We start from the raw sequence: 15,989 nt of genomic DNA, 5'->3' as shown, positions 1-15,989 counted from the left end.
GCGTTACCAATGGCCGGTGTTGGGCATCGACGACCACGGCTCCTGCGGCGGCTTCGGCTCGCCCTTCTGCAGCAGCTCGATCGAGTGCAGGTCGGGCGAGCGGACGAAGGCCATGTTGCCGTCGCGCGGCGGCCGGTTGATGGTGACGCCCGCCTTCATCAGCTTCTCGCAGGTGGCGTAGATGTCGTCGACCTCATAGGCGAGATGGCCGAAGAAGCGGTCCTCGCCATACTTCTCCTCGTCCCAATTCCAGGTGAGCTCGACCAGCGGCGCGCCGCGCGTTTGCGGCTGCTTCTTCAGCGCCTCGAGGTCGTCGGACGAGCACAGGAACGCCAGCGTGAAACGCCCCTTGTCGTTCTCGATCCGCCGCACCTCCTTCAGCCCCAGCGCATCCTGATAAAACTTCAGCGCGACATCGAGATTGCGTACGCGCAGCATGGTGTGAAGATATCGCATGGTTATTGCTCCCTTGAACGGATGGAGGGTTTTTGGTTTCTGGCGGGGGCGATGAATAGCAGCAAAATGGGATGAGGGGCAGAGGGTGAGGGCACGTGTGCGTGAGGGAAAGCGACCGGTGCGGTAAGCTAGCTAAGCGTGGACGGACGAGCCGCAGCATCAGCCGGGACTCGCGGATGAATTCGATGCATCGGAATTCAGCGCCTTTCGTAGATGAGCAAGCCTAGTCCCGCCGATGAACCATACTCAATGTCATGGTCACTAATGCCCATAGCTGGAAGGTATTTCGCCGTGAAATGGTTCAAACGATATGCAATTGGCTGCCTGATCTGGTTGATCCTCGGCGGCATCAGCGATGGCTACAGACGGCCCGGCGAAGACACGCGTTGGGGCGCTATTGTCATAGTGGCGGGTTTTTGGCCAATCGTGACCGCCGTCATCGTTGGCAGCTCCGTTGGCGACGTTGCGCACAAGATCAATCAAGGGAAGCTGGGATGATCAGCAAGCCTAGCTTCGCTCCTAACCGATACTTCGATCAGTTCGGCATGGAAGATTACGAAGTTACGGTTTCGGCGACAGTGCACTCAATTGACGGCGTCCGCAACGCGTTGACCGAGTTGCGCAGCCAGCAGGGACGGTGGCGAATGGATTTAGTGCACTGTCCTGCAATTCTCGTAATTCCCCCAGTATTGAGGGCGCGGAAACTACGGTATGGGGCTATGTGATCTGCATCGTGTAAAATTTTTTCGTTTGACGGATTTTCGCGGAACTGTGGATTGTTTCCTCAATCCTTTCAGACACTACGGTCGTCCATAGCGAGTCCGCGCCCTGCGGTTTGAGTTTTTCGACGCATGAAGTGTGAATCAATTTCGTTGCAAGTCTTCAGATCTCTGATCTTATGAATCTTGGCTGAGGAAGCAGCATCCGACTTAACGGAGAGCTGCGTTATGAATCCGCCACCCAAATTTCAAATCAAAGTTCTGGGGTTCGACGTCAGCGCCGAAGGGGTGTTAGGCATCGGCGCCGCATGCTTCTTGGTCATCTTCCTAGTCTCGGCTTACCGGTGGCTCTAGTGCAAGTTTGTTACTACTGGCACCGTAACTCCGGAACGACAATCTGGTGCACTGTCACCGATCAAGATTGGGAGGTTCTCTACAATCCCATATCACTCAGGCCTAAGCGCCAATGACCTTCGGCATCCTTAGTCAGATGCTTTTCAAAGCGCGCGATCTCAGCTTCGATCGTCGCGCTGATCTTGCGCCAATCGCTGGGGCCAAGCTGCTTTGCGCCTACTCTATTAGATGTCAGATGGGATATTTGCTGATTGATTCTGGCTTCAAGGTCTTTGTCGATAAAATTTCCGTCTGGTTGATAACTTGGTTTCGTAAAGCGTCTTGGGTCAATGTCGCAGGGGTCTTTGTTTTTGAAGAACTCGATCAGATTCCGCGCATGCAAATGAAAGCATTCAATGTGAATATTTCGCTCGAATTGAGATGGTGGACTATGCGCAAGTACCGGAAGTAGCTGGCGCATCATGCCAACTTCGTAACAAAGGTGACGCCTCAGCCATTCTTCGGCTACGGACTCAGTAGCTGCGTTCGGCTTCCGGATTTTTGTCATCGGCAATCGCCTAATCAAACAGGCCCCAGTTTTCAATTGCTTACCAGGACAATCCATTCAAGGGCGTGAACTGCCCCTATGGATTAGCTAGTTTATCGACGGCGTTTATTGCCTGCTCGACCATCGCCGCCGTTTGTTCCAGGGTTGGCACAAGGAGTTTTTCTGGAACGGGCGTCTTTGGGCCGAATTTGCCTTCCACAATCGTTTCATAGCCGCGAGTGTAAGTGAACGGCGCATCAGAACTGATGATAATAATCTGGTTAGCTGCGTTGCCGCCCACAGAGCAGTTTTTGATAGCCGCGTGGAAATCTTGCATTGATATTCCGAATTTCGAGTGCGGCGATCGTCGGAATGAAATCAACGTGCTTATTATCGTTGTTCGCTTTGCCTACCAAATCCCATAGTGGCTCATCTGGACCATTCTCAGGGCGGATCTTGTTGAGCAGGAGGTCCTTGAAGCCAGGAAGCGCAGCCTCGCATGCAGGGAGGCTCGAGTGGCTCGGAAGATCGGGTCGCGGGGCGACTGGAAAAAAGATCTTCTTATCATTGGGCGCGATCCGAGAGCCGACGTAGTCCAACGCGCTCCTCAAATTCCCGAGAGCATCGCCAATGATGTTTGCGAGCGTCTCGGGTATAGGCTGATCCTTCGGCCGGTAAGTCAGGGCGTAGGATAGTCGCGGGTTGCGCGGTGGGTCGCTAGGCTTCTCCACGAGTTCGATGCTGTAGAGCAGCGGATCGAGCGGTGAAGTGCGTTTCCGGAAGTGCTCGATATGGTCCCGTGCGCCTTTGATCTTAATGCGAGCAGCCGAGAAGTCGAAGGGCATCTCAAATCTCCTGTGAGCGGGATCACTTCGAAGGCGAGCTGGTGTCCACAAGGCTCTTATCAGGTCGGGGCAAAGCATTGACCGAAGCCGCACAGCCGGCAGGGTGTGGATGGCGAATGGGTAGCATCAGAGAAGCCCATCTACTAGCGCTTGATTCTTTGCTGAAACCATAGAAGATGCCCAATAATTTGGGGGCTTTTCAATGCTGCGTTTTTTCGCTGCTTGCTTCTTCGCGTTGATCCTTGCTTCGAGCGCGAGCGCTCAGACAATCATCAAGAATCTCAATCCGGACACCGTTTTCAAGTCGATGCAGTGTGAGATGGGCCTGTTTGCGCTGAGGGCCAAGGCGGCGGGACTGGATCCGGCGCTCAGGGCACATGTGAAATATTCGACGAGCGGAAGCTATGAAGCAAAAGCTTCGGTGGAAGCGGGGATCGGTGGCTGGCTCGCCTCGATTATTCAAGCCCCAAAGCTCAGTGCGGGATATGACCTTACCAGGGTCGACAAGAATACGCTCGAAGGCAAAATGAACATCAATCAGGGAAATACCGCGGTTTGTATTGGCAAAAGGCCGGCCATTCCGGTGGGAATTTACGACTGCCTCGAGAAAAACCAGGCCGCGTTGAAAAGCGGATTCACGGCAACTTGTTCATTGACCGTTACTGCGAAAGCGAATTTCGACGCGAGCGGCAAGTTCGCGTTCTGGGTCATAACACTGGGGCCGGAGCTTACGTTTGGGACGGTGATTAGCTACGAGATGGATATCGACGCTCCAGCGGCCGACCAAGAGAAAAAGGTCGTGCAGAACTAACATTAGAATTGCGGTCACCGTGCGTGAGCGCAATACGAAGACATCGGCGATAGCCCGCCGGCAGCTTGTCGCACTTTGTTGGATTTTGAGCTGAAGATACTTGCGGCCGAACGGCGTGCCGCAGACACGCCGCCTATTTGGGGAGAAACCTGATGCAGAAGCTTTTTGCAGTTCTTGCCATTGTCATTGTCGTTGCCTTGTCCTCGCCGCAGCTCGCGAAGGCCGGACCGAACGAAGACGCCGCCGCGGTCCGCGCGCAGTGGGAGGAGGTCTACAATTCCGGCGACGCCGACAAATTCGTCGCGCTCTATACCAAGGATGCCACGCTTTTCGGATCGACGGCCCAGCTCTTCACCGGTTCGGACGGCGTGCGTGCCTACTACAGCAAGCTGCCGCCGGGCATCAAAGCAAAGATGGGCGATCAACAAGCCATCGCGGTCGGGTCGAATGTTCTCCTGAGCTCCGGTTTCGCGAGCTTTACGCTGAAGGATGGCACCGTCGTCCCGTATCGTCTGACCCTCGCTTTGGTGCAGGTCGGCGGTCACTGGCTGATTGCCCAGCATCACGGATCGCCGGTCCCGAAATGAGCTGCTGCTTGTGTCTGGCTGCTTTGCTCAGGGATTGCGGTGACAGTGCCGGACTGCACCGGTGGACTAAGACTCGGTCCTTTCGAGACCTAAACCCAGGATAAAGTCCCGGCAGGTTTTCAAGAATCCAGCTGTGCATCAGGGAACGTCGGCTTTACCGGCAGGTTGGCCGGGTTGACGTGCTTTTCCTCCCTTCAAACTAGGCCTCCGTTCGCGGAGGCCTTTTTCTTGGCCGCAGGAACAGAACAACCAACCGCATGTTCTTGGATCAAAGTTCTTGGACAAAAACTTCCTGGACAAAAGCGGAGGCGGATATGCGCAAGGCGTTTTCGGGAATGGGCGACGAGCAACGTGACGTTGTGCTCTATCTGGCCTTCCTCGGGTCGGCTCTTGGATTGTCGGTGATCGTGCTGGGCGCGCTGCAGGTGGTCGGACGATTGCCCGCCTTCGCCTGAGCAAGACCTACTCGGCTTGAGCGGCATTCCGAGGGCTCTGCGCAAGCCGCTGTCTAACCGACAATATCCTCGTTGGCTTCGACCTCGAACGTGGTGTGTTGCGCCGCGGCTGCACGCCGGGAGAGCACGGCCGCCTCCCGCAATGCCGAGCGATGAAAACGTAAATTTTCGCGCTGCAAACTATCAATGGTTAACGAAGCGTTGCCCGGCGTGGGGCATGATCGCGTCATCCAATAGTTTTTGCTGCTGAGCGGAAAGGGCGCGCCGTGGTCACCTGGCGCAGTTTCAAACAGACGTCATCGCTGCAGGATATGATGCGGCAGGAAGCCTCGAGCCTGCGCCAGAAGGCGCAGAAATTGGCCCCGAGTATTCGCCGGGATCACCTGATCCGGCAGGCGCGCCAGGCCGAGACGGCTGCGAAAATCAACGAATGGCTGCGGTCGCCCGGCCTGCAGCCGCCCCGGTAAGCCAAGGCCAGATAAGCAAGGGCAGTTAGAATGAGTGAGCACGCCGAATTGAAAAAGGCTGTTGCGCCGTCGCTTCCGTTGCGCAAGCAGGCGGCGATGACATTTCTGCGCGCACGCAAGCTGCCGCCGGGATCCTATCGCGACGACCTTCGACAGCTGGCCTTCGGCCTGTTCAGGATGCACAAGCACGGTCTGCGCGAGAGCGCGCAGTATCGTGGTGATATCGCCATCAACTGAGAGGCGGGATGGCCGCGTTCGACTAGGCTGCAATCCGTTGTTCGACCGGCGCGGTCAGGAGCTTCAGCGCTTGTGCGTGTTGCAGGTCGGGAACGGCGATAGCCGTGTGGCTGTAACTCGCGTGGATCCGTGAATTTGCGATTCCATCCAGGATCTCTTTGCCCTTGATGACGTGGAGTCCCATGCCCTCTTCCGAAGGGAAGATCGCCAACACCACGTCATACGCCGCGACGACGGCGCGCAGCGCCTCGGCCTTGTCCTCGGCGACATCGACAAATACGCGAACATCGGCCGCGAGTTCACGCAGCTCGTGAAAATCCAGCACTGTGGGGTACTCCAACGCAACGATACTGATGAGGAGAGTGGAGGCGTTGGGTTACTGAAGTCTCAACAACGCAGGCTCGGCCACAAGTTTAACCACGAGTGTCTTGTCAGGAGCGAGGTTGGGATGTTGCGTTCGAGGACCACGGATCACGCGCTTTGGATCGTCAACCTGTTCTGGCCATGTCAAAGCGATCCGCAGCGCGGTCTGTGAAGCACCGCGGCGGTGAGAACATCTGGAGCGGAGAGGGCGGCACGCCTACCCGGCGAAGCCGAAGGGCAAGGCGCCCGAGCGTAGCGGGTCAGACGCTACGGGTCAGATGCTACCGTGTCACTTGGCTTAGCCTACTCACTTGGCGTAGCCCTGCGAGCGGAGCCACGCGATCTTGCGATCTCCGTTGATCCAGTCGTCGGCATCCGCCTTGCTGGTGAAGCCGGTGATCTGGCGCTGTTCGCTGCCCGGGTAATCCGCCAGTATTTTCCAGTCGTTGTCTGCAATCCGGACGGTTTTGAAGGTCACTTTTGTTTTAGCCATGCCGCATTATGCAGGAACTGGCTTGAAAAGAGAACCCGCATTGCGGCGGCGGGGTTTGAAACCAGCCCGGCGCGGCAGGCCAATATCCGAACAAAAGACCCGGAATCTCCGGGCAAGTGCGGCTTGCGTTTCCGGTCCCGATAGGTTCTAAGCCCGGTTGCTTCATGACCGTAGGCATGAACCGAAGCGCGCCGGGTCGTTTTACGGCCTCCCAGGCAGAGCTACATCGTAGCTCGCGCGCACCCAATTCAGAGGACTGTTTGACATGGCGAAGATGACCAAGACCCAATTGATCGATGCAATCGCAGAGGGCACGCAGCTGTCGAAGAACGACGTGAAGTCGGTCATCGAGTACATGGCGACCGTCGGCTACAAGGAGCTGAACGAGTCCGGCGAGTTCGTGATTCCCGGCTTTGCGAAAATGTCGGTCGTGAACAAGCCTGCGACCGAAGCCCGCATGGGCGTCAATCCCTTCACCAAGGAGCCGATGCAGTTTGCGGCAAAGCCGGCGAGCAAGTCGGTCAAGGCCTCGCCGCTGAAGGTTGCCAAGGACTCCGTCTGATCCGGCCGCCGCGCGCCGTCTGCGTGCCGGAGGGCACGCGGGCAGGCCATGCTGCGATCGCGGTGATCATCGACTGCGCCGCGGCTCACAAAGAAAAACCCCGCGCGGGAGCTACGGGGTTTTCCAAGCCGGCGGTCGCCTCACACAACCGACAGCACCATCGCATTCGGTTTGCTAATGTGCGGGATGGGGAATTCGTTCCGGCGTTGCCGCGCGAACTCGACAAGGCTCCAGCCCAACGCTCAAAGAAAAACCCCGCGCTTGCGCACGGGGCTCTCTAGCCGACGGCAATGGGATTTCAGCGCCTGGCCGCTGGCTACGCCCCTAACTTAAAGTTGAAAATCCAGAACGCAACGCCGGCATCTACAGGAATTCCGGTGGAAAGGGCTGGACTTTTTGTTCTCACTTTGTTCTAGTGACGTCACCTTGGAGGTGACTCATGACCATCGAGAAACAGCGTGAAGTGATCAGGCTCTGGAATCAACTGCGGAAGGTCGAGGGGCCGGTCGCAGAAGAACTCCGGATCCAGATCCTCGAATGCTTTGCTGAGAAGGATAAGGCGAAGCGCGCGGCTTGAGGCGCATCATCGGCGCGCATCGGGCCAACGCGCGCCGGCAATGACGGTCTGTCGTCGCTGGCGCGAATGTCGGTGACGCCGGCGTAGGAACGAACGTTCGCCGGCTGCATTCGATCTGCATGACCCTGTCCGCAATGCTGCAAGCCGATGATCGCAAATCCACCGAACATCTTCCGGTGCGAGTCATGCCGCGAGATCATCATCGTGTTTGCGGTGGTGTCGAAATTCCTGCCGCCGGGGAAGTAGCGCTGCGCGCCTTCATGCATGATGGCTTCATGCGTTATTAGAATCGGTTCGTGCTGATTTTCGCGATTCCGATCTGTTCTTTGAGAACGAAATGGAGTCGGAAGCAGAACAAGTTGCGCCTGTTGATGTCGAGGCACGACTTGCCGGACATGCTCGGCCTGCATGGTTCGAGACGCCCGCTTGAGCGGGCTCCTCACCATGAGGTCTGATGTGTGCCGATGAGGGTCTGACGTTTCGATGAGGGGTATCTCGCCGCAAAGCGCGACCTCATCCTGAGGGCCCGCCAGAGGCGGGCGTCTCGAAGGATGGCTGCAGGCGAGCTTCACGCCAAGCTCCACTATCAAGCTCTTCGATTTCGATCTGATCGAAGCTGCGCTCGCATGCTGCGCCCGCACAGTGCAAACCGATTGTTAGGACTTGCTCCGCACCGATTTCGTCGATTCCGATTCGTTCTTTGGGAACGAAAGAGAGTTGAAGGCGGAACAAAGGCAGTGAACGCACGGCCAAGGACCATCTCGTTGCGGTCTCGCTCACCCGCATCATGCCGCAAACCGCTTCGCGCTTGCCCGGATCAGGCTTTAACGAAAACCTGTCGGGATCGCGATAACCCTATTCGGTTAGGTTAAAAGCCCAATCGCGTTGCAGTTGCGCGCCGTTGGGATAGGTGTCTGGCAAGCACAACAAGAAAACCGATTTGCCAATGATCCCTTTTTTCGAACCGTCATTTTACCAAGGCGACCGCCAAACCTATCGCCGCGTTGCCGTCGTCGGCACGCTGTTCTGTCTCGCTTTCGTCGTGATCAGCTTTTCGCTGCGTCCGCAGGTCGACGATACGCGCGTTGCAGTCAAGGCCGACCGGCTGATGCGCACCGCGGGAGAGGCTGCGCACGCGAATTGAGCGCGCGTCGCTAGAGGGTCTGATCGTCGGCCTCGATGTGCCGGCATGAGGTGCCGTGCGTTGCGAGCGCCACGAAGCCGGCATAGCCGGACAGATTGAGCAGGATCTCGAGCCACACGGGCATGGTGAGCCTCTTGATATGCGGAGGCGAGATCAACACCCAGGCCATTCACCCGTTCCCGCACCGCTCAGAAACGCCGCTCAGAGCGGGGAGGAGGGGGTCGAGCCGCCGGCCCAGCTTCGCAACCGTCTCCGTCGACGGCCTTGCCTTGAGGAACTCCGCAATGGCGCGGGCGAGCTCGCCGTCACTCATTGGCGTCGAGGGCGGACGCAGGGCGCCGACGCTGAAGTTGCGGACGATCTCGTCGTAGTGCTGCTCCTTGGTCCGGGGAACGAGCCTGCGGATGCGGGCCAGCAAGGCGGATAGCGGCAATCTTTCCTCCCACGGGTCGTCGCCGTTGGCAGCCATTTATATCTGCTGCCATTTTTTCCCCTGGAACAGAAAACCCCGCCAGCACCGCGGAGGATACTGACGGGGTCTTCGTGCTGTCGCCTCAACCGGATAGCGGAGGCTCTTGCACTTGCAGGTTCAATCCACGGGCCGCGATTTGGTTCCGGGCCCGGCCCAAACATTTTGGCGGTGCGGGTTCCGCGGCCGCACGCAACCATCGCAGGCCGTCCTCGTTGTATCCTCGGACTTGAGGAGAAAATAAATGATGAGGAAGACACTTGCAGTTCTTGCGACCGTTGCAGCCGTCGGCGTGACCGCGGTTGCGGCTCCGGCACCCGCCGAAGCCCGGGGCCGTGGCATCGGCCCGGGTCTGGCCTTCGGTCTGGCCGCCGGCGCGCTCACCGCGGGCGCGATCGCCGCCTCCGGTCCGTATGGCTACGGCTATGGTCCCGGCTACGGTTACTATGACGAACCGGCCTATGCTTATGGTCCTGGCCCCTACGCCTATTACGGCGGCCCGCGCTATTACCGGCACCACTATTACCGTCATCACTGGTAATCGCCGGCCCGGAATGACAAGCGAAAAGCCCGGAGCGTTGCTCCGGGCTTTTTTCATGCGCGCATCTCTGGTTGCGATATCGTTACGGCCAGAGCGAGGGCCGTTCCACCTTGCGGGCGTTCTCGAGCGTCGACACGAAATATTCGTCACGCTCGCGCTTGAACTTTTCTTGCGTCGCGCGGAAGGCGGCAACACGTGCGGCGATTTCGTCTCGTTCGCGTGCTCTGCGTTCTTCGTCTTCGGTCATGTCCATCCCCTGTTCACACTTGAACTCTGAACTCTGTTCACAGTTCGACTCTGTTCACTCCTAAACTCAAGCAGCGCCGCCGCATCGGTTGAGTCGATTCAACACATGCATTGGCGGTTCTGATTGGGGCGTCAATGGGGAGGAGGCATTGCAGGAATGTGATAAACAGGGACCGGAAAGAATTGCCGATCGCGGCTTGCGCAACGGTGGATAAGAGCGTCAACAATCTTGCCGCTTGGGCGCGTGGCAGCTAGCGCAAAAACAAATCGGAGGCCGCGTTGATTGCTTCAGATCTTCGCAGCGGCGTTGAACGGCTCGGCGATATGATCGCCGAGGCGAAGACTATCGTTCCCTTCACCGGCGCCGGCATCTCGACCGAATGCGGTATCCCGGACTTCCGCTCGCCCGGCGGCCTGTGGACTCGCAACCGTCCGATCCCGTTCGATGAATTCGCCGCGAGCCAGGACGCGCGGGACGAATCCTGGCGCCGGCGCTTTGCGATGCAGGACACCTTCGCGGCGGCGAAGCCCGGCCGCGGTCATCGCGCGCTCGCGGCGCTGTACCGCGCCGGCAAGGTTCCCGCGGTCATCACCCAGAACATCGACAATCTGCACCAGGCCTCGGGCTTCGCGCCCGACCGCGTGATTGAACTCCACGGAAATACCACTTATGCGCGCTGCATCGGATGTGGGCAGGCCTATCAGCTCGACTGGGTGAAGCGCCGTTTCGACGAAAACGGCGCCGCGCCGAACTGCGCCGCATGCGATGCGCCGGTGAAAACCGCAACGATCTCATTCGGTCAGGCGATGCCCGAAGACGAAATGCAACGCGCCACCGAGCTGTCGCAAGCCTGCGACCTCTTCATCGCGATCGGTTCCTCGCTCGTGGTGTGGCCGGCGGCGGGCTTTCCGATGATGGCGAAGAACGCCGGTGCACGTTTGGTGATCATCAATCGCGAGCCGACCGAGCAGGACGCCATCGCCGACCTGGTGATCCATCACGACATCGGCGAAACGCTCGGGCCGTTCGTCGGCAATTGAGCGGTCGTCTTTTGATTCGCGGCTGTGCAAGCTGTTCATAGGTTCCGGCGAATCTCTTTTTTGTCTATGCCTCCTAACCGGGAGTGTTATCTTTTGATTCGAAAGATTCGCGTCGCGTCGAGTTGAGAAGATTCTCTGAAGGTTCTCGAAAGACGCGTGATTCGGCGCCGCCAATTGAGGCGGGTCGCATGGCATGTGTGGGGTCCGGGGTTATGGGGTCGTCGGACGGATTTGAGTCCAAGAAGCTGGGAGTTCCCGCAGCCGGCGAACATGGCGGCGGTCGCGATAGCGCGCTCAGTCCCTTCACCGGATTAGGTGAGGCCAGCGCCAACCTCGTCGAGGTCCACGGCGTCATCAAATGGTTCGACGCTTCAAAGGGCTACGGCTTCATCGTTCCCGACAATGGCTGGCCCGACGTGCTCCTGCACGTTACCGTGCTTAGGCGCGATGGTTTCCAGACCGCCTATGAGGGCGCCCGCATCGTCGTCGAATGCATCCAGCGCGCCAAGGGCTACCAGGCCTTTCGCGTGGTCTCGATGGACGAATCGACCGCGATCCATCCCGCGCAGATGCTGCCGCCGCGCACCCACGTCACGGTCACCGCGACCAGCGGGCTCGAGCGCGCCCAGGTCAAGTGGTTCAACCGGCTTCGCGGTTTCGGCTTCCTGACCTGCGGCGAGGGCACTCCCGACATCTTCGTGCACATGGAGACGCTGCGCCGGTTCGGCATGACCGAGTTGCGGCCCGGCCAGTATGTGCTGGTCCGCTTCGGGCCCGGCTCGAAGGGCATGATGGCGGCCGAGATCCATCCCGAGACGGGATCGCCGGGATTGCAGTCGCACTGACGGCTGTTTGCTCCCGCAATCGTGAGCGGAGGCGGGTGGCCGGGGCGGAGCGCCTGTTCTGGATTTTCCAGCCATCGCCGCGTAAGGATGGACCAGTCCCTCGCCAGTCCCAGGCTCTTGCGCCAAGAATGCCATCTCATGAATTCTGATCGAACGACTGTCTGGTCCCTTGCCCGGGGCTGGCTTGCCGCCATCCTCGTCGTCGCCGGCCTTGCTGTCGCTAGTTCGCCCGTCCGCGCCGCCAGCTTCCAGCCGCTTGAGATCGTCACCAAGAACGGCGTGCAGGCGTTCTCGGTGGAGATGGCGACGACGGACGAGGAGAAGCAGACCGGGCTGATGTACCGCAAGGAATTGGCCGACGGCAAAGGCATGCTGTTCGACTTCAATCCCGAGCAGCAGATCTCGATGTGGATGAAGAACACTTACGTCTCGCTCGATATGATCTTCATCCGCGCCGACGGCCGCATCCTGCGCATCGCGGAGAATACCGAGCCGCTGTCGACCAAAATCATCTCGTCCCAGGGCCCTGCCCGGGCCGTTCTGGAGGTGCCGGCGGGCACGGCGCAGAAATACGGCATCCGCCCCGGCGACCGCGTCGGCCACCCGCTGTTCGGCAGCAAATAGAGCCCACACCACGGGGCGATTTGGCGCCTTGCTGGCCGCTTCGAAAGCTTGCTGGCGGCTTGGGAAGCGTGTATCGACGGGGCTCACCGGACATTCGGGGTATAGCGCAGCCTGGTAGCGCGGCAGTTTTGGGTACTGCAGGTCGTTGGTTCGAGATCCAGCTGCCCCGACCAGTCCCCCACGGTTCGGACGCCAATAAACGCTCAGCGCTTGTTCCTCGCGGGATCCAATCTCTGCGTGATTCTTGCTGGAATTAAAACAGGTTATCCGGCGCGGAATGACCAAAGTTCATCGAACCTTTGGGCGTCGCCAACGACATATGGATGTTGGGGATTTCAGCGCCCAATACCTAAACGGACGCCGCCAAGCGATGATATTCCGCTTGTGCGGCGTTGCGCTTTTTCCCGCTCAGTTCAAGGCGTACCAACCGGCGGGGAATGGGATCAGCGGCCAAACCCGACAATCGTCATTGGCGGCTTTCGGCAATTTGTCCGTGGCCGGTTTGGTGACGGGCCATGGCGGCGGCGAAACCAGCGCCAGGCGCAGATATGCACATTGCAAATTCATGATCATCCAGCCCGTGCAGTAAGTTTTTCAAAAATCAGTCTGAGTTCGAAATCACCGCGCCTTGTTCGTAAACGGCGCGCTCATTCTCAAATTGCGCACATATCCTAGGATCAAACAGGCCAGCGTTTCAACCAGACTCTGCGCCAGGTAAGGTTGATCGGTTAGGTTAAGCGCGAGACGTCGTTGCCGCCGCCATGGCGGCTGTTATCAAGCCAGTCCGGCTTGCGACGATGGGCCATCAGTCAGCCCACACGAGATCACATTCGTCGCGGCGTTTCGTTTCGCGCGAGTTGCTGGTCATGGTTTTCGATAGCAGCACCAGAACTCTCCGTCCGCGCTCGAACTGGACCGAAATCTGGCACCTCTGGACCGTGATCGTGCCGCGCCGCTCGATCAACGGGCAGCTCGTCTACGGCAAGGTCTGGCGCCGCCACGACGGCCGTGACTGGATCTACAGGAAGTTCACCGAGTACGACGAAGCGGCGGCGTGAGCTTCATCCGCTGCCACCTCGCTCAGGCGGCCTGCTCCTAAGCGGCTTTGGCCGTCGTTGCCGCCGGCTTGGCCGGTGGCGGCTTTAACGGCTTGTCCTGCCGCTTCGACCAGGAAATGTAGTAGGCCACCGTCGTCATGATCGCGATGCCGGCGATCGAGACGAACAGCTGCGCGAACAGCGATCCCGAGCTCATCGACAGCTCGAAATGGCCGACAAAGGACAGGAACACGCCGACGCAGAAGACGGCGAGCGACTGCTGGCCGCAGACGATCACGGGATCAAAGATCTTCCATTCCAGGCCCGGCCACTCCTTCGGCACGAAGCGGATCACCATGATCACGATCACGACGAAATGGATGAAGCGGTAGGGCGCAAGATTGGTCTTGTCGTTCGGATTGAACGCCGAGAACAGCCATTCGGGCATCATGGCGGCGAGGCCCGGGAAGCGACCGGCCATGGTCATCACCAGCGCGAAAGCGAGATAGGCGAGACAGACCCACAACGTGATCGGCGAGTTGATCAGCGTCATCGAGCGCCGCGCGCCGCCCATGGCGCACCAGGCGCCGAACACGAACAGCACCTGCCAGCAATACGGGTTGAAGTACCACTGGCCGGCCGGATAGGCGTTCAGATTCCAGCCGAAGTGCCGCGCCGAGAGCCACAGGACGATAGACAGCGCCATGGTCAGGTCCGGCTTGCGCAGCATGAACCACAGCACCGGCGGAAACAGACCCATCAGCACGATGTAGAGCGGCAGCACGTCGAGATTGAGCGGCTTGAAGCGCAGGAACAGGCCCTGCCGCAGCGTCTCGGTGGCGTTGTCGACGAGGCCGGCGACGTTGAACTCGTTGATCATCTCGGAATCGCCGAAGCGCAGCGCCAGATAGCTGATCGAGGCGATGTAGATCACGAACAGGATGATGTGGGCGACGTAGAGCTGCCAAACCCGCTTGGTGAGACGGGTGGCGCCGACCAGGAAACCACGCTCCAGCATCATCCGCGCGTAGACGAAGGAGGCGGTGTAGCCGGAGATGAAGACGAAGAGGTCAGCGGCGTCGGAAAAGCCGTAATTGCGGGTCGTGATCCAGTTCACGATGTTGTCGGGGATATGGTCGAGAAAAATCGCCCAGTTCGCGATGCCACGAAACAGGTCGAGCCTGAGGTCGCGGCCTTTCTCGGGAAGGGTTGCGCTGATGTTCAGGAAGGCCATGCGACGGGAGCTTTCGAAGGGGACAGATGCGCTGGTGTCGGCGAGGCAGTGCCGCCGGGCGGGACCCCGGCGCGGAAGGCGGGTACGGAATTGTCACGGTGCAGCATAATGACTATACCCATCGGTGAGATCGCCCGGGGCCGGAATCACCGATCAGTTCCCAAAAGGTGTCTCTATACTATGCCCGTGGTTTCCACCAACTGCTACCGTGACGCATTAAAATCGAACGGAAAGACGAAGAGGGCCGGACAGCCAAATGACCGCACGCATTTTCAAGCCCGCCAAGAACGCAATGCAATCCGGTCGGTCCAAGACCAAGGAATGGCAGCTCGATTACGAGCCTGAGCAGCCGCGCGCCGTCGAGCCGCTGATGGGCTGGACATCGTCCGGCGACATGAAGCAGCAGATCACGCTGCACTTCCACAGCAAGGACGAGGCAATCGCCTATTGCGAGCGCAAGGGCGTCGCCTACCAGGTGATCGAGCCCAAGGAATCGGTGCGCCGGCCGGTCGCCTACGCCGATAATTTTTCGTTCCGGCGCGGCGAGCCCTGGACGCATTGAGGTTGCCCGACTGATAACCTAAGTTTCTCGTCATGCCCGGGCTTGTCCCGGGCAGCCACGTTTGGACGCACGAAAGAACGTGGATGGCCGGGCCTTCGCCTCGCCGAAGCGGCTTCGGCCGCGCAGGCGGGACAAGCCCAGCCATGACGATGGTGAGGCACTCCGCTCGTCGGCGATAGTGTCGCGACCCGCTGATCAGCCGCTGCCCCAGCTTCTGCCCCTTGGCACCCATTTCCCCACGTGCTTCGCTGGCCCGCATGACGGGATCATGACGAGGTGGGGTATGGCCGGGCGTGACCAGCTCGACGGCGTCGATCTGAAGATATTGTCCGAGCTCCAGCAGGACGGGCGGGTCCGCAACAACGAGCTGGCGTTGCGCGTCGGCGTGTCCGCGCCGAACTGTCTACGGCGGTTGAAATCCCTGTTCAGCCGCGGCGTGATCCGGGCGGTCCGTGCGGTCATCGACGAACGGCTGCTCGGCTACGAGGTGGTGTCGTTCGTCTCGATCCAGCTCGGCAGCCAGGCCCAGCCGGTGCTGGAGACCTTCGAGAGCTCCATCGCCGCGATCCCGCGCATCCAGCAGTGCTGGCGAATTTCGGGCGATACCGACTACCTCCTGAAATGCGTGGCGCCGAGCGTGGAGAGCATGCGCCAGCAGCTCCTGCACTTCGCCGCGATGCCGAATGTGAGGAACGTCCGCAGCTTTCCTGTGCTGGGCGTGGCCAAGGATGTACCGCTGCCGCTGCAGGAGGTCGCGACGGCGTCGGCCGGGTAGCGACCGACTGCTCCGCTTC

General features: G+C 59.5%; 27 protein-coding genes and 1 tRNA gene. 17 read left to right on the top strand and 11 right to left on the bottom strand.

Annotation, left to right across the window (positions count from 1 at the left end; all coding sequences use genetic code 11):
• Positions 1-3 precede the first annotated feature (3 nt).
• A complete protein-coding gene (locus AB8Z38_RS07305; RefSeq protein WP_369723844.1) occupies positions 4-456 on the bottom strand; it encodes a VOC family protein in 453 nt (150 codons plus the stop codon).
• Between the two features lie 291 nt (positions 457-747).
• Here AB8Z38_RS07305 and AB8Z38_RS07300 point away from each other — a divergent pair, with 291 nt between their 5' ends.
• The gene (locus AB8Z38_RS07300; RefSeq protein ID WP_369723842.1) at positions 748-954 is read left to right on the top strand and encodes a hypothetical protein; all 207 of its coding nucleotides are present in this window, start codon (positions 748-750) and stop codon (positions 952-954) included.
• Positions 955-1,608: 654 nt separating this feature from the next.
• On the opposite strand, the gene AB8Z38_RS07295 is transcribed toward AB8Z38_RS07300, so the two are convergent.
• The 3 genes from AB8Z38_RS07295 to AB8Z38_RS07285 form a co-directional block, all read right to left on the bottom strand.
• Entirely contained in the window at positions 1,609-2,076 is a 468-nt protein-coding gene (locus AB8Z38_RS07295; protein ID WP_369723841.1) for a hypothetical protein, read from the bottom strand.
• A 76-nt stretch (positions 2,077-2,152) separates the two neighbouring features.
• Entirely contained in the window at positions 2,153-2,356 is a 204-nt protein-coding gene (locus AB8Z38_RS07290) for a hypothetical protein (RefSeq protein WP_369723839.1), read from the bottom strand.
• Positions 2,337-2,900: a hypothetical protein gene (locus AB8Z38_RS07285; RefSeq protein ID WP_369723837.1), complete on the bottom strand. Its 564-nt coding sequence runs from the start codon at positions 2,898-2,900 to the stop codon at positions 2,337-2,339. Before AB8Z38_RS07285 ends, AB8Z38_RS07290 begins: the two co-directional genes overlap by 20 nt.
• 202 nt (positions 2,901-3,102) lie before the next feature.
• Here AB8Z38_RS07285 and AB8Z38_RS07280 point away from each other — a divergent pair, with 202 nt between their 5' ends.
• The 5 genes from AB8Z38_RS07280 (at position 3,103) to AB8Z38_RS07260 (ending at position 5,457) form a co-directional block, all read left to right on the top strand.
• Positions 3,103-3,711, top strand: a complete 609-nt coding sequence (locus AB8Z38_RS07280) for a hypothetical protein (RefSeq protein ID WP_369723835.1) — start codon at positions 3,103-3,105, stop codon at positions 3,709-3,711.
• Between the two features lie 152 nt (positions 3,712-3,863).
• Complete coding sequence (locus tag AB8Z38_RS07275) at positions 3,864-4,298, top strand: nuclear transport factor 2 family protein (protein WP_369723833.1); 435 nt, start codon at positions 3,864-3,866, stop codon at positions 4,296-4,298.
• 314 nt (positions 4,299-4,612) lie between these two features.
• The gene (locus AB8Z38_RS07270; RefSeq protein WP_369723831.1) at positions 4,613-4,753 is read left to right on the top strand and encodes a hypothetical protein; all 141 of its coding nucleotides are present in this window, start codon (positions 4,613-4,615) and stop codon (positions 4,751-4,753) included.
• A gap of 266 nt (positions 4,754-5,019) precedes the next feature.
• A complete protein-coding gene (locus tag AB8Z38_RS07265) occupies positions 5,020-5,220 on the top strand; it encodes a hypothetical protein (protein ID WP_369723829.1) in 201 nt (66 codons plus the stop codon).
• Between the two features lie 30 nt (positions 5,221-5,250).
• The gene (locus tag AB8Z38_RS07260; RefSeq protein ID WP_369723828.1) at positions 5,251-5,457 is read left to right on the top strand and encodes a hypothetical protein; all 207 of its coding nucleotides are present in this window, start codon (positions 5,251-5,253) and stop codon (positions 5,455-5,457) included.
• Positions 5,458-5,479: 22 nt separating this feature from the next.
• Here the strand turns inward: AB8Z38_RS07260 and AB8Z38_RS07255 are convergent, their stop codons facing one another.
• Positions 5,480-5,782: a hypothetical protein gene (locus tag AB8Z38_RS07255; RefSeq protein ID WP_369723826.1), complete on the bottom strand. Its 303-nt coding sequence runs from the start codon at positions 5,780-5,782 to the stop codon at positions 5,480-5,482.
• 345 nt (positions 5,783-6,127) lie between these two features.
• Positions 6,128-6,298, bottom strand: coding sequence for a hypothetical protein (locus tag AB8Z38_RS07250; protein ID WP_369723824.1), 171 nt, complete (start codon positions 6,296-6,298; stop codon positions 6,128-6,130).
• Positions 6,299-6,578: 280 nt separating this feature from the next.
• Between AB8Z38_RS07250 and AB8Z38_RS07245 the strand changes: the two genes are divergently transcribed.
• Positions 6,579-6,875 carry an HU family DNA-binding protein gene (locus tag AB8Z38_RS07245; protein ID WP_071914190.1) on the top strand — a complete coding sequence of 99 codons (297 nt, stop codon included), beginning with the start codon at positions 6,579-6,581 and terminating at the stop codon, positions 6,873-6,875.
• A 480-nt stretch (positions 6,876-7,355) separates the two neighbouring features.
• On the opposite strand, the gene AB8Z38_RS07240 is transcribed toward AB8Z38_RS07245, so the two are convergent.
• Positions 7,356-7,862: a hypothetical protein gene (locus tag AB8Z38_RS07240; protein WP_369726814.1), complete on the bottom strand. Its 507-nt coding sequence runs from the start codon at positions 7,860-7,862 to the stop codon at positions 7,356-7,358.
• 536 nt (positions 7,863-8,398) lie between these two features.
• Between AB8Z38_RS07240 and AB8Z38_RS07235 the strand changes: the two genes are divergently transcribed.
• The gene (locus AB8Z38_RS07235) at positions 8,399-8,596 is read left to right on the top strand and encodes a hypothetical protein (RefSeq protein WP_369723822.1); all 198 of its coding nucleotides are present in this window, start codon (positions 8,399-8,401) and stop codon (positions 8,594-8,596) included.
• A 10-nt stretch (positions 8,597-8,606) separates the two neighbouring features.
• Here AB8Z38_RS07235 and AB8Z38_RS07230 read toward each other — a convergent pair whose 3' ends face one another.
• Positions 8,607-8,765 (bottom strand): hypothetical protein, encoded by a 159-nt coding sequence (locus tag AB8Z38_RS07230; RefSeq protein ID WP_369723820.1) that lies wholly within the window; start codon positions 8,763-8,765, stop codon positions 8,607-8,609.
• Positions 8,766-9,065, bottom strand: coding sequence for a hypothetical protein (locus AB8Z38_RS07225; protein WP_369723818.1), 300 nt, complete (start codon positions 9,063-9,065; stop codon positions 8,766-8,768). It abuts the gene before it with no gap.
• A gap of 247 nt (positions 9,066-9,312) precedes the next feature.
• Here AB8Z38_RS07225 and AB8Z38_RS07220 point away from each other — a divergent pair, with 247 nt between their 5' ends.
• Entirely contained in the window at positions 9,313-9,606 is a 294-nt protein-coding gene (locus AB8Z38_RS07220; protein WP_369726763.1) for a hypothetical protein, read from the top strand.
• An 82-nt stretch (positions 9,607-9,688) separates the two neighbouring features.
• Here AB8Z38_RS07220 and AB8Z38_RS07215 read toward each other — a convergent pair whose 3' ends face one another.
• Positions 9,689-9,853, bottom strand: a complete 165-nt coding sequence (locus tag AB8Z38_RS07215; RefSeq protein WP_369723816.1) for a hypothetical protein — start codon at positions 9,851-9,853, stop codon at positions 9,689-9,691.
• A 278-nt stretch (positions 9,854-10,131) separates the two neighbouring features.
• Between AB8Z38_RS07215 and AB8Z38_RS07210 the strand changes: the two genes are divergently transcribed.
• The 6 genes from AB8Z38_RS07210 to AB8Z38_RS07185 all read left to right on the top strand — a co-directional run bounded on the left by AB8Z38_RS07210 (position 10,132) and on the right by AB8Z38_RS07185 (position 13,420).
• Positions 10,132-10,893 (top strand): NAD-dependent protein deacetylase, encoded by a 762-nt coding sequence (locus AB8Z38_RS07210; protein WP_369723814.1) that lies wholly within the window; start codon positions 10,132-10,134, stop codon positions 10,891-10,893.
• A gap of 212 nt (positions 10,894-11,105) precedes the next feature.
• Positions 11,106-11,738, top strand: coding sequence for a cold-shock protein (locus AB8Z38_RS07205; RefSeq protein ID WP_045007223.1), 633 nt, complete (start codon positions 11,106-11,108; stop codon positions 11,736-11,738).
• A 138-nt stretch (positions 11,739-11,876) separates the two neighbouring features.
• Entirely contained in the window at positions 11,877-12,362 is a 486-nt protein-coding gene (locus AB8Z38_RS07200) for a DUF192 domain-containing protein (protein ID WP_369723812.1), read from the top strand.
• 95 nt (positions 12,363-12,457) lie between these two features.
• Positions 12,458-12,535 (top strand) — tRNA-Pro (locus tag AB8Z38_RS07195).
• Positions 12,536-12,606: 71 nt separating this feature from the next.
• Entirely contained in the window at positions 12,607-12,951 is a 345-nt protein-coding gene (locus AB8Z38_RS07190) for a hypothetical protein (protein WP_369723810.1), read from the top strand.
• A gap of 277 nt (positions 12,952-13,228) precedes the next feature.
• Positions 13,229-13,420, top strand: a complete 192-nt coding sequence (locus AB8Z38_RS07185; RefSeq protein WP_369723808.1) for a hypothetical protein — start codon at positions 13,229-13,231, stop codon at positions 13,418-13,420.
• Between the two features lie 37 nt (positions 13,421-13,457).
• Here the strand turns inward: AB8Z38_RS07185 and AB8Z38_RS07180 are convergent, their stop codons facing one another.
• A complete protein-coding gene (locus AB8Z38_RS07180; RefSeq protein ID WP_369723806.1) occupies positions 13,458-14,633 on the bottom strand; it encodes an OpgC domain-containing protein in 1,176 nt (391 codons plus the stop codon).
• 256 nt (positions 14,634-14,889) lie between these two features.
• Between AB8Z38_RS07180 and AB8Z38_RS07175 the strand changes: the two genes are divergently transcribed.
• Both AB8Z38_RS07175 and AB8Z38_RS07170 read left to right on the top strand, forming a co-directional pair.
• Complete coding sequence (locus AB8Z38_RS07175; protein ID WP_369723804.1) at positions 14,890-15,195, top strand: ETC complex I subunit; 306 nt, start codon at positions 14,890-14,892, stop codon at positions 15,193-15,195.
• 283 nt (positions 15,196-15,478) lie between these two features.
• Positions 15,479-15,970, top strand: coding sequence for an Lrp/AsnC family transcriptional regulator (locus AB8Z38_RS07170; protein ID WP_369723802.1), 492 nt, complete (start codon positions 15,479-15,481; stop codon positions 15,968-15,970).
• Positions 15,971-15,989: the final 19 nt, after the last annotated feature.

The organism is Bradyrhizobium sp. LLZ17 (assembly GCF_041200145.1).
Classification (GTDB): Bacteria; Pseudomonadota; Alphaproteobacteria; order Rhizobiales; family Xanthobacteraceae; genus Bradyrhizobium.
This window is presented reverse-complemented; position numbering and strand designations above follow the sequence as displayed.

Coding starts and splice junctions, on each gene's coding strand:
- AB8Z38_RS07170 (WP_369723802.1), top strand. CDS start 15,479: ATGGCCGGGCGTGACCAGCTCGACGGCGTCGATCTGAAGATATTGTCC.
- AB8Z38_RS07200 (WP_369723812.1), top strand. CDS start 11,877: ATGAATTCTGATCGAACGACTGTCTGGTCCCTTGCCCGGGGCTGGCTT.
- AB8Z38_RS07230 (WP_369723820.1), bottom strand. CDS start 8,765: ATGGCCTGGGTGTTGATCTCGCCTCCGCATATCAAGAGGCTCACCATG.
- AB8Z38_RS07180 (WP_369723806.1), bottom strand. CDS start 14,633: ATGGCCTTCCTGAACATCAGCGCAACCCTTCCCGAGAAAGGCCGCGAC.
- AB8Z38_RS07305 (WP_369723844.1), bottom strand. CDS start 456: ATGCGATATCTTCACACCATGCTGCGCGTACGCAATCTCGATGTCGCG.
- AB8Z38_RS07225 (WP_369723818.1), bottom strand. CDS start 9,065: ATGGCTGCCAACGGCGACGACCCGTGGGAGGAAAGATTGCCGCTATCC.
- AB8Z38_RS07235 (WP_369723822.1), top strand. CDS start 8,399: ATGATCCCTTTTTTCGAACCGTCATTTTACCAAGGCGACCGCCAAACC.
- AB8Z38_RS07220 (WP_369726763.1), top strand. CDS start 9,313: ATGAGGAAGACACTTGCAGTTCTTGCGACCGTTGCAGCCGTCGGCGTG.
- AB8Z38_RS07270 (WP_369723831.1), top strand. CDS start 4,613: ATGCGCAAGGCGTTTTCGGGAATGGGCGACGAGCAACGTGACGTTGTG.
- AB8Z38_RS07295 (WP_369723841.1), bottom strand. CDS start 2,076: ATGACAAAAATCCGGAAGCCGAACGCAGCTACTGAGTCCGTAGCCGAA.
- AB8Z38_RS07275 (WP_369723833.1), top strand. CDS start 3,864: ATGCAGAAGCTTTTTGCAGTTCTTGCCATTGTCATTGTCGTTGCCTTG.
- AB8Z38_RS07215 (WP_369723816.1), bottom strand. CDS start 9,853: ATGACCGAAGACGAAGAACGCAGAGCACGCGAACGAGACGAAATCGCC.
- AB8Z38_RS07175 (WP_369723804.1), top strand. CDS start 14,890: ATGACCGCACGCATTTTCAAGCCCGCCAAGAACGCAATGCAATCCGGT.
- AB8Z38_RS07205 (WP_045007223.1), top strand. CDS start 11,106: ATGGGGTCGTCGGACGGATTTGAGTCCAAGAAGCTGGGAGTTCCCGCA.
- AB8Z38_RS07245 (WP_071914190.1), top strand. CDS start 6,579: ATGGCGAAGATGACCAAGACCCAATTGATCGATGCAATCGCAGAGGGC.
- AB8Z38_RS07240 (WP_369726814.1), bottom strand. CDS start 7,862: ATGCAGGCCGAGCATGTCCGGCAAGTCGTGCCTCGACATCAACAGGCG.
- AB8Z38_RS07260 (WP_369723828.1), top strand. CDS start 5,251: ATGAGTGAGCACGCCGAATTGAAAAAGGCTGTTGCGCCGTCGCTTCCG.
- AB8Z38_RS07285 (WP_369723837.1), bottom strand. CDS start 2,900: ATGCCCTTCGACTTCTCGGCTGCTCGCATTAAGATCAAAGGCGCACGG.
- AB8Z38_RS07280 (WP_369723835.1), top strand. CDS start 3,103: ATGCTGCGTTTTTTCGCTGCTTGCTTCTTCGCGTTGATCCTTGCTTCG.
- AB8Z38_RS07185 (WP_369723808.1), top strand. CDS start 13,229: ATGGTTTTCGATAGCAGCACCAGAACTCTCCGTCCGCGCTCGAACTGG.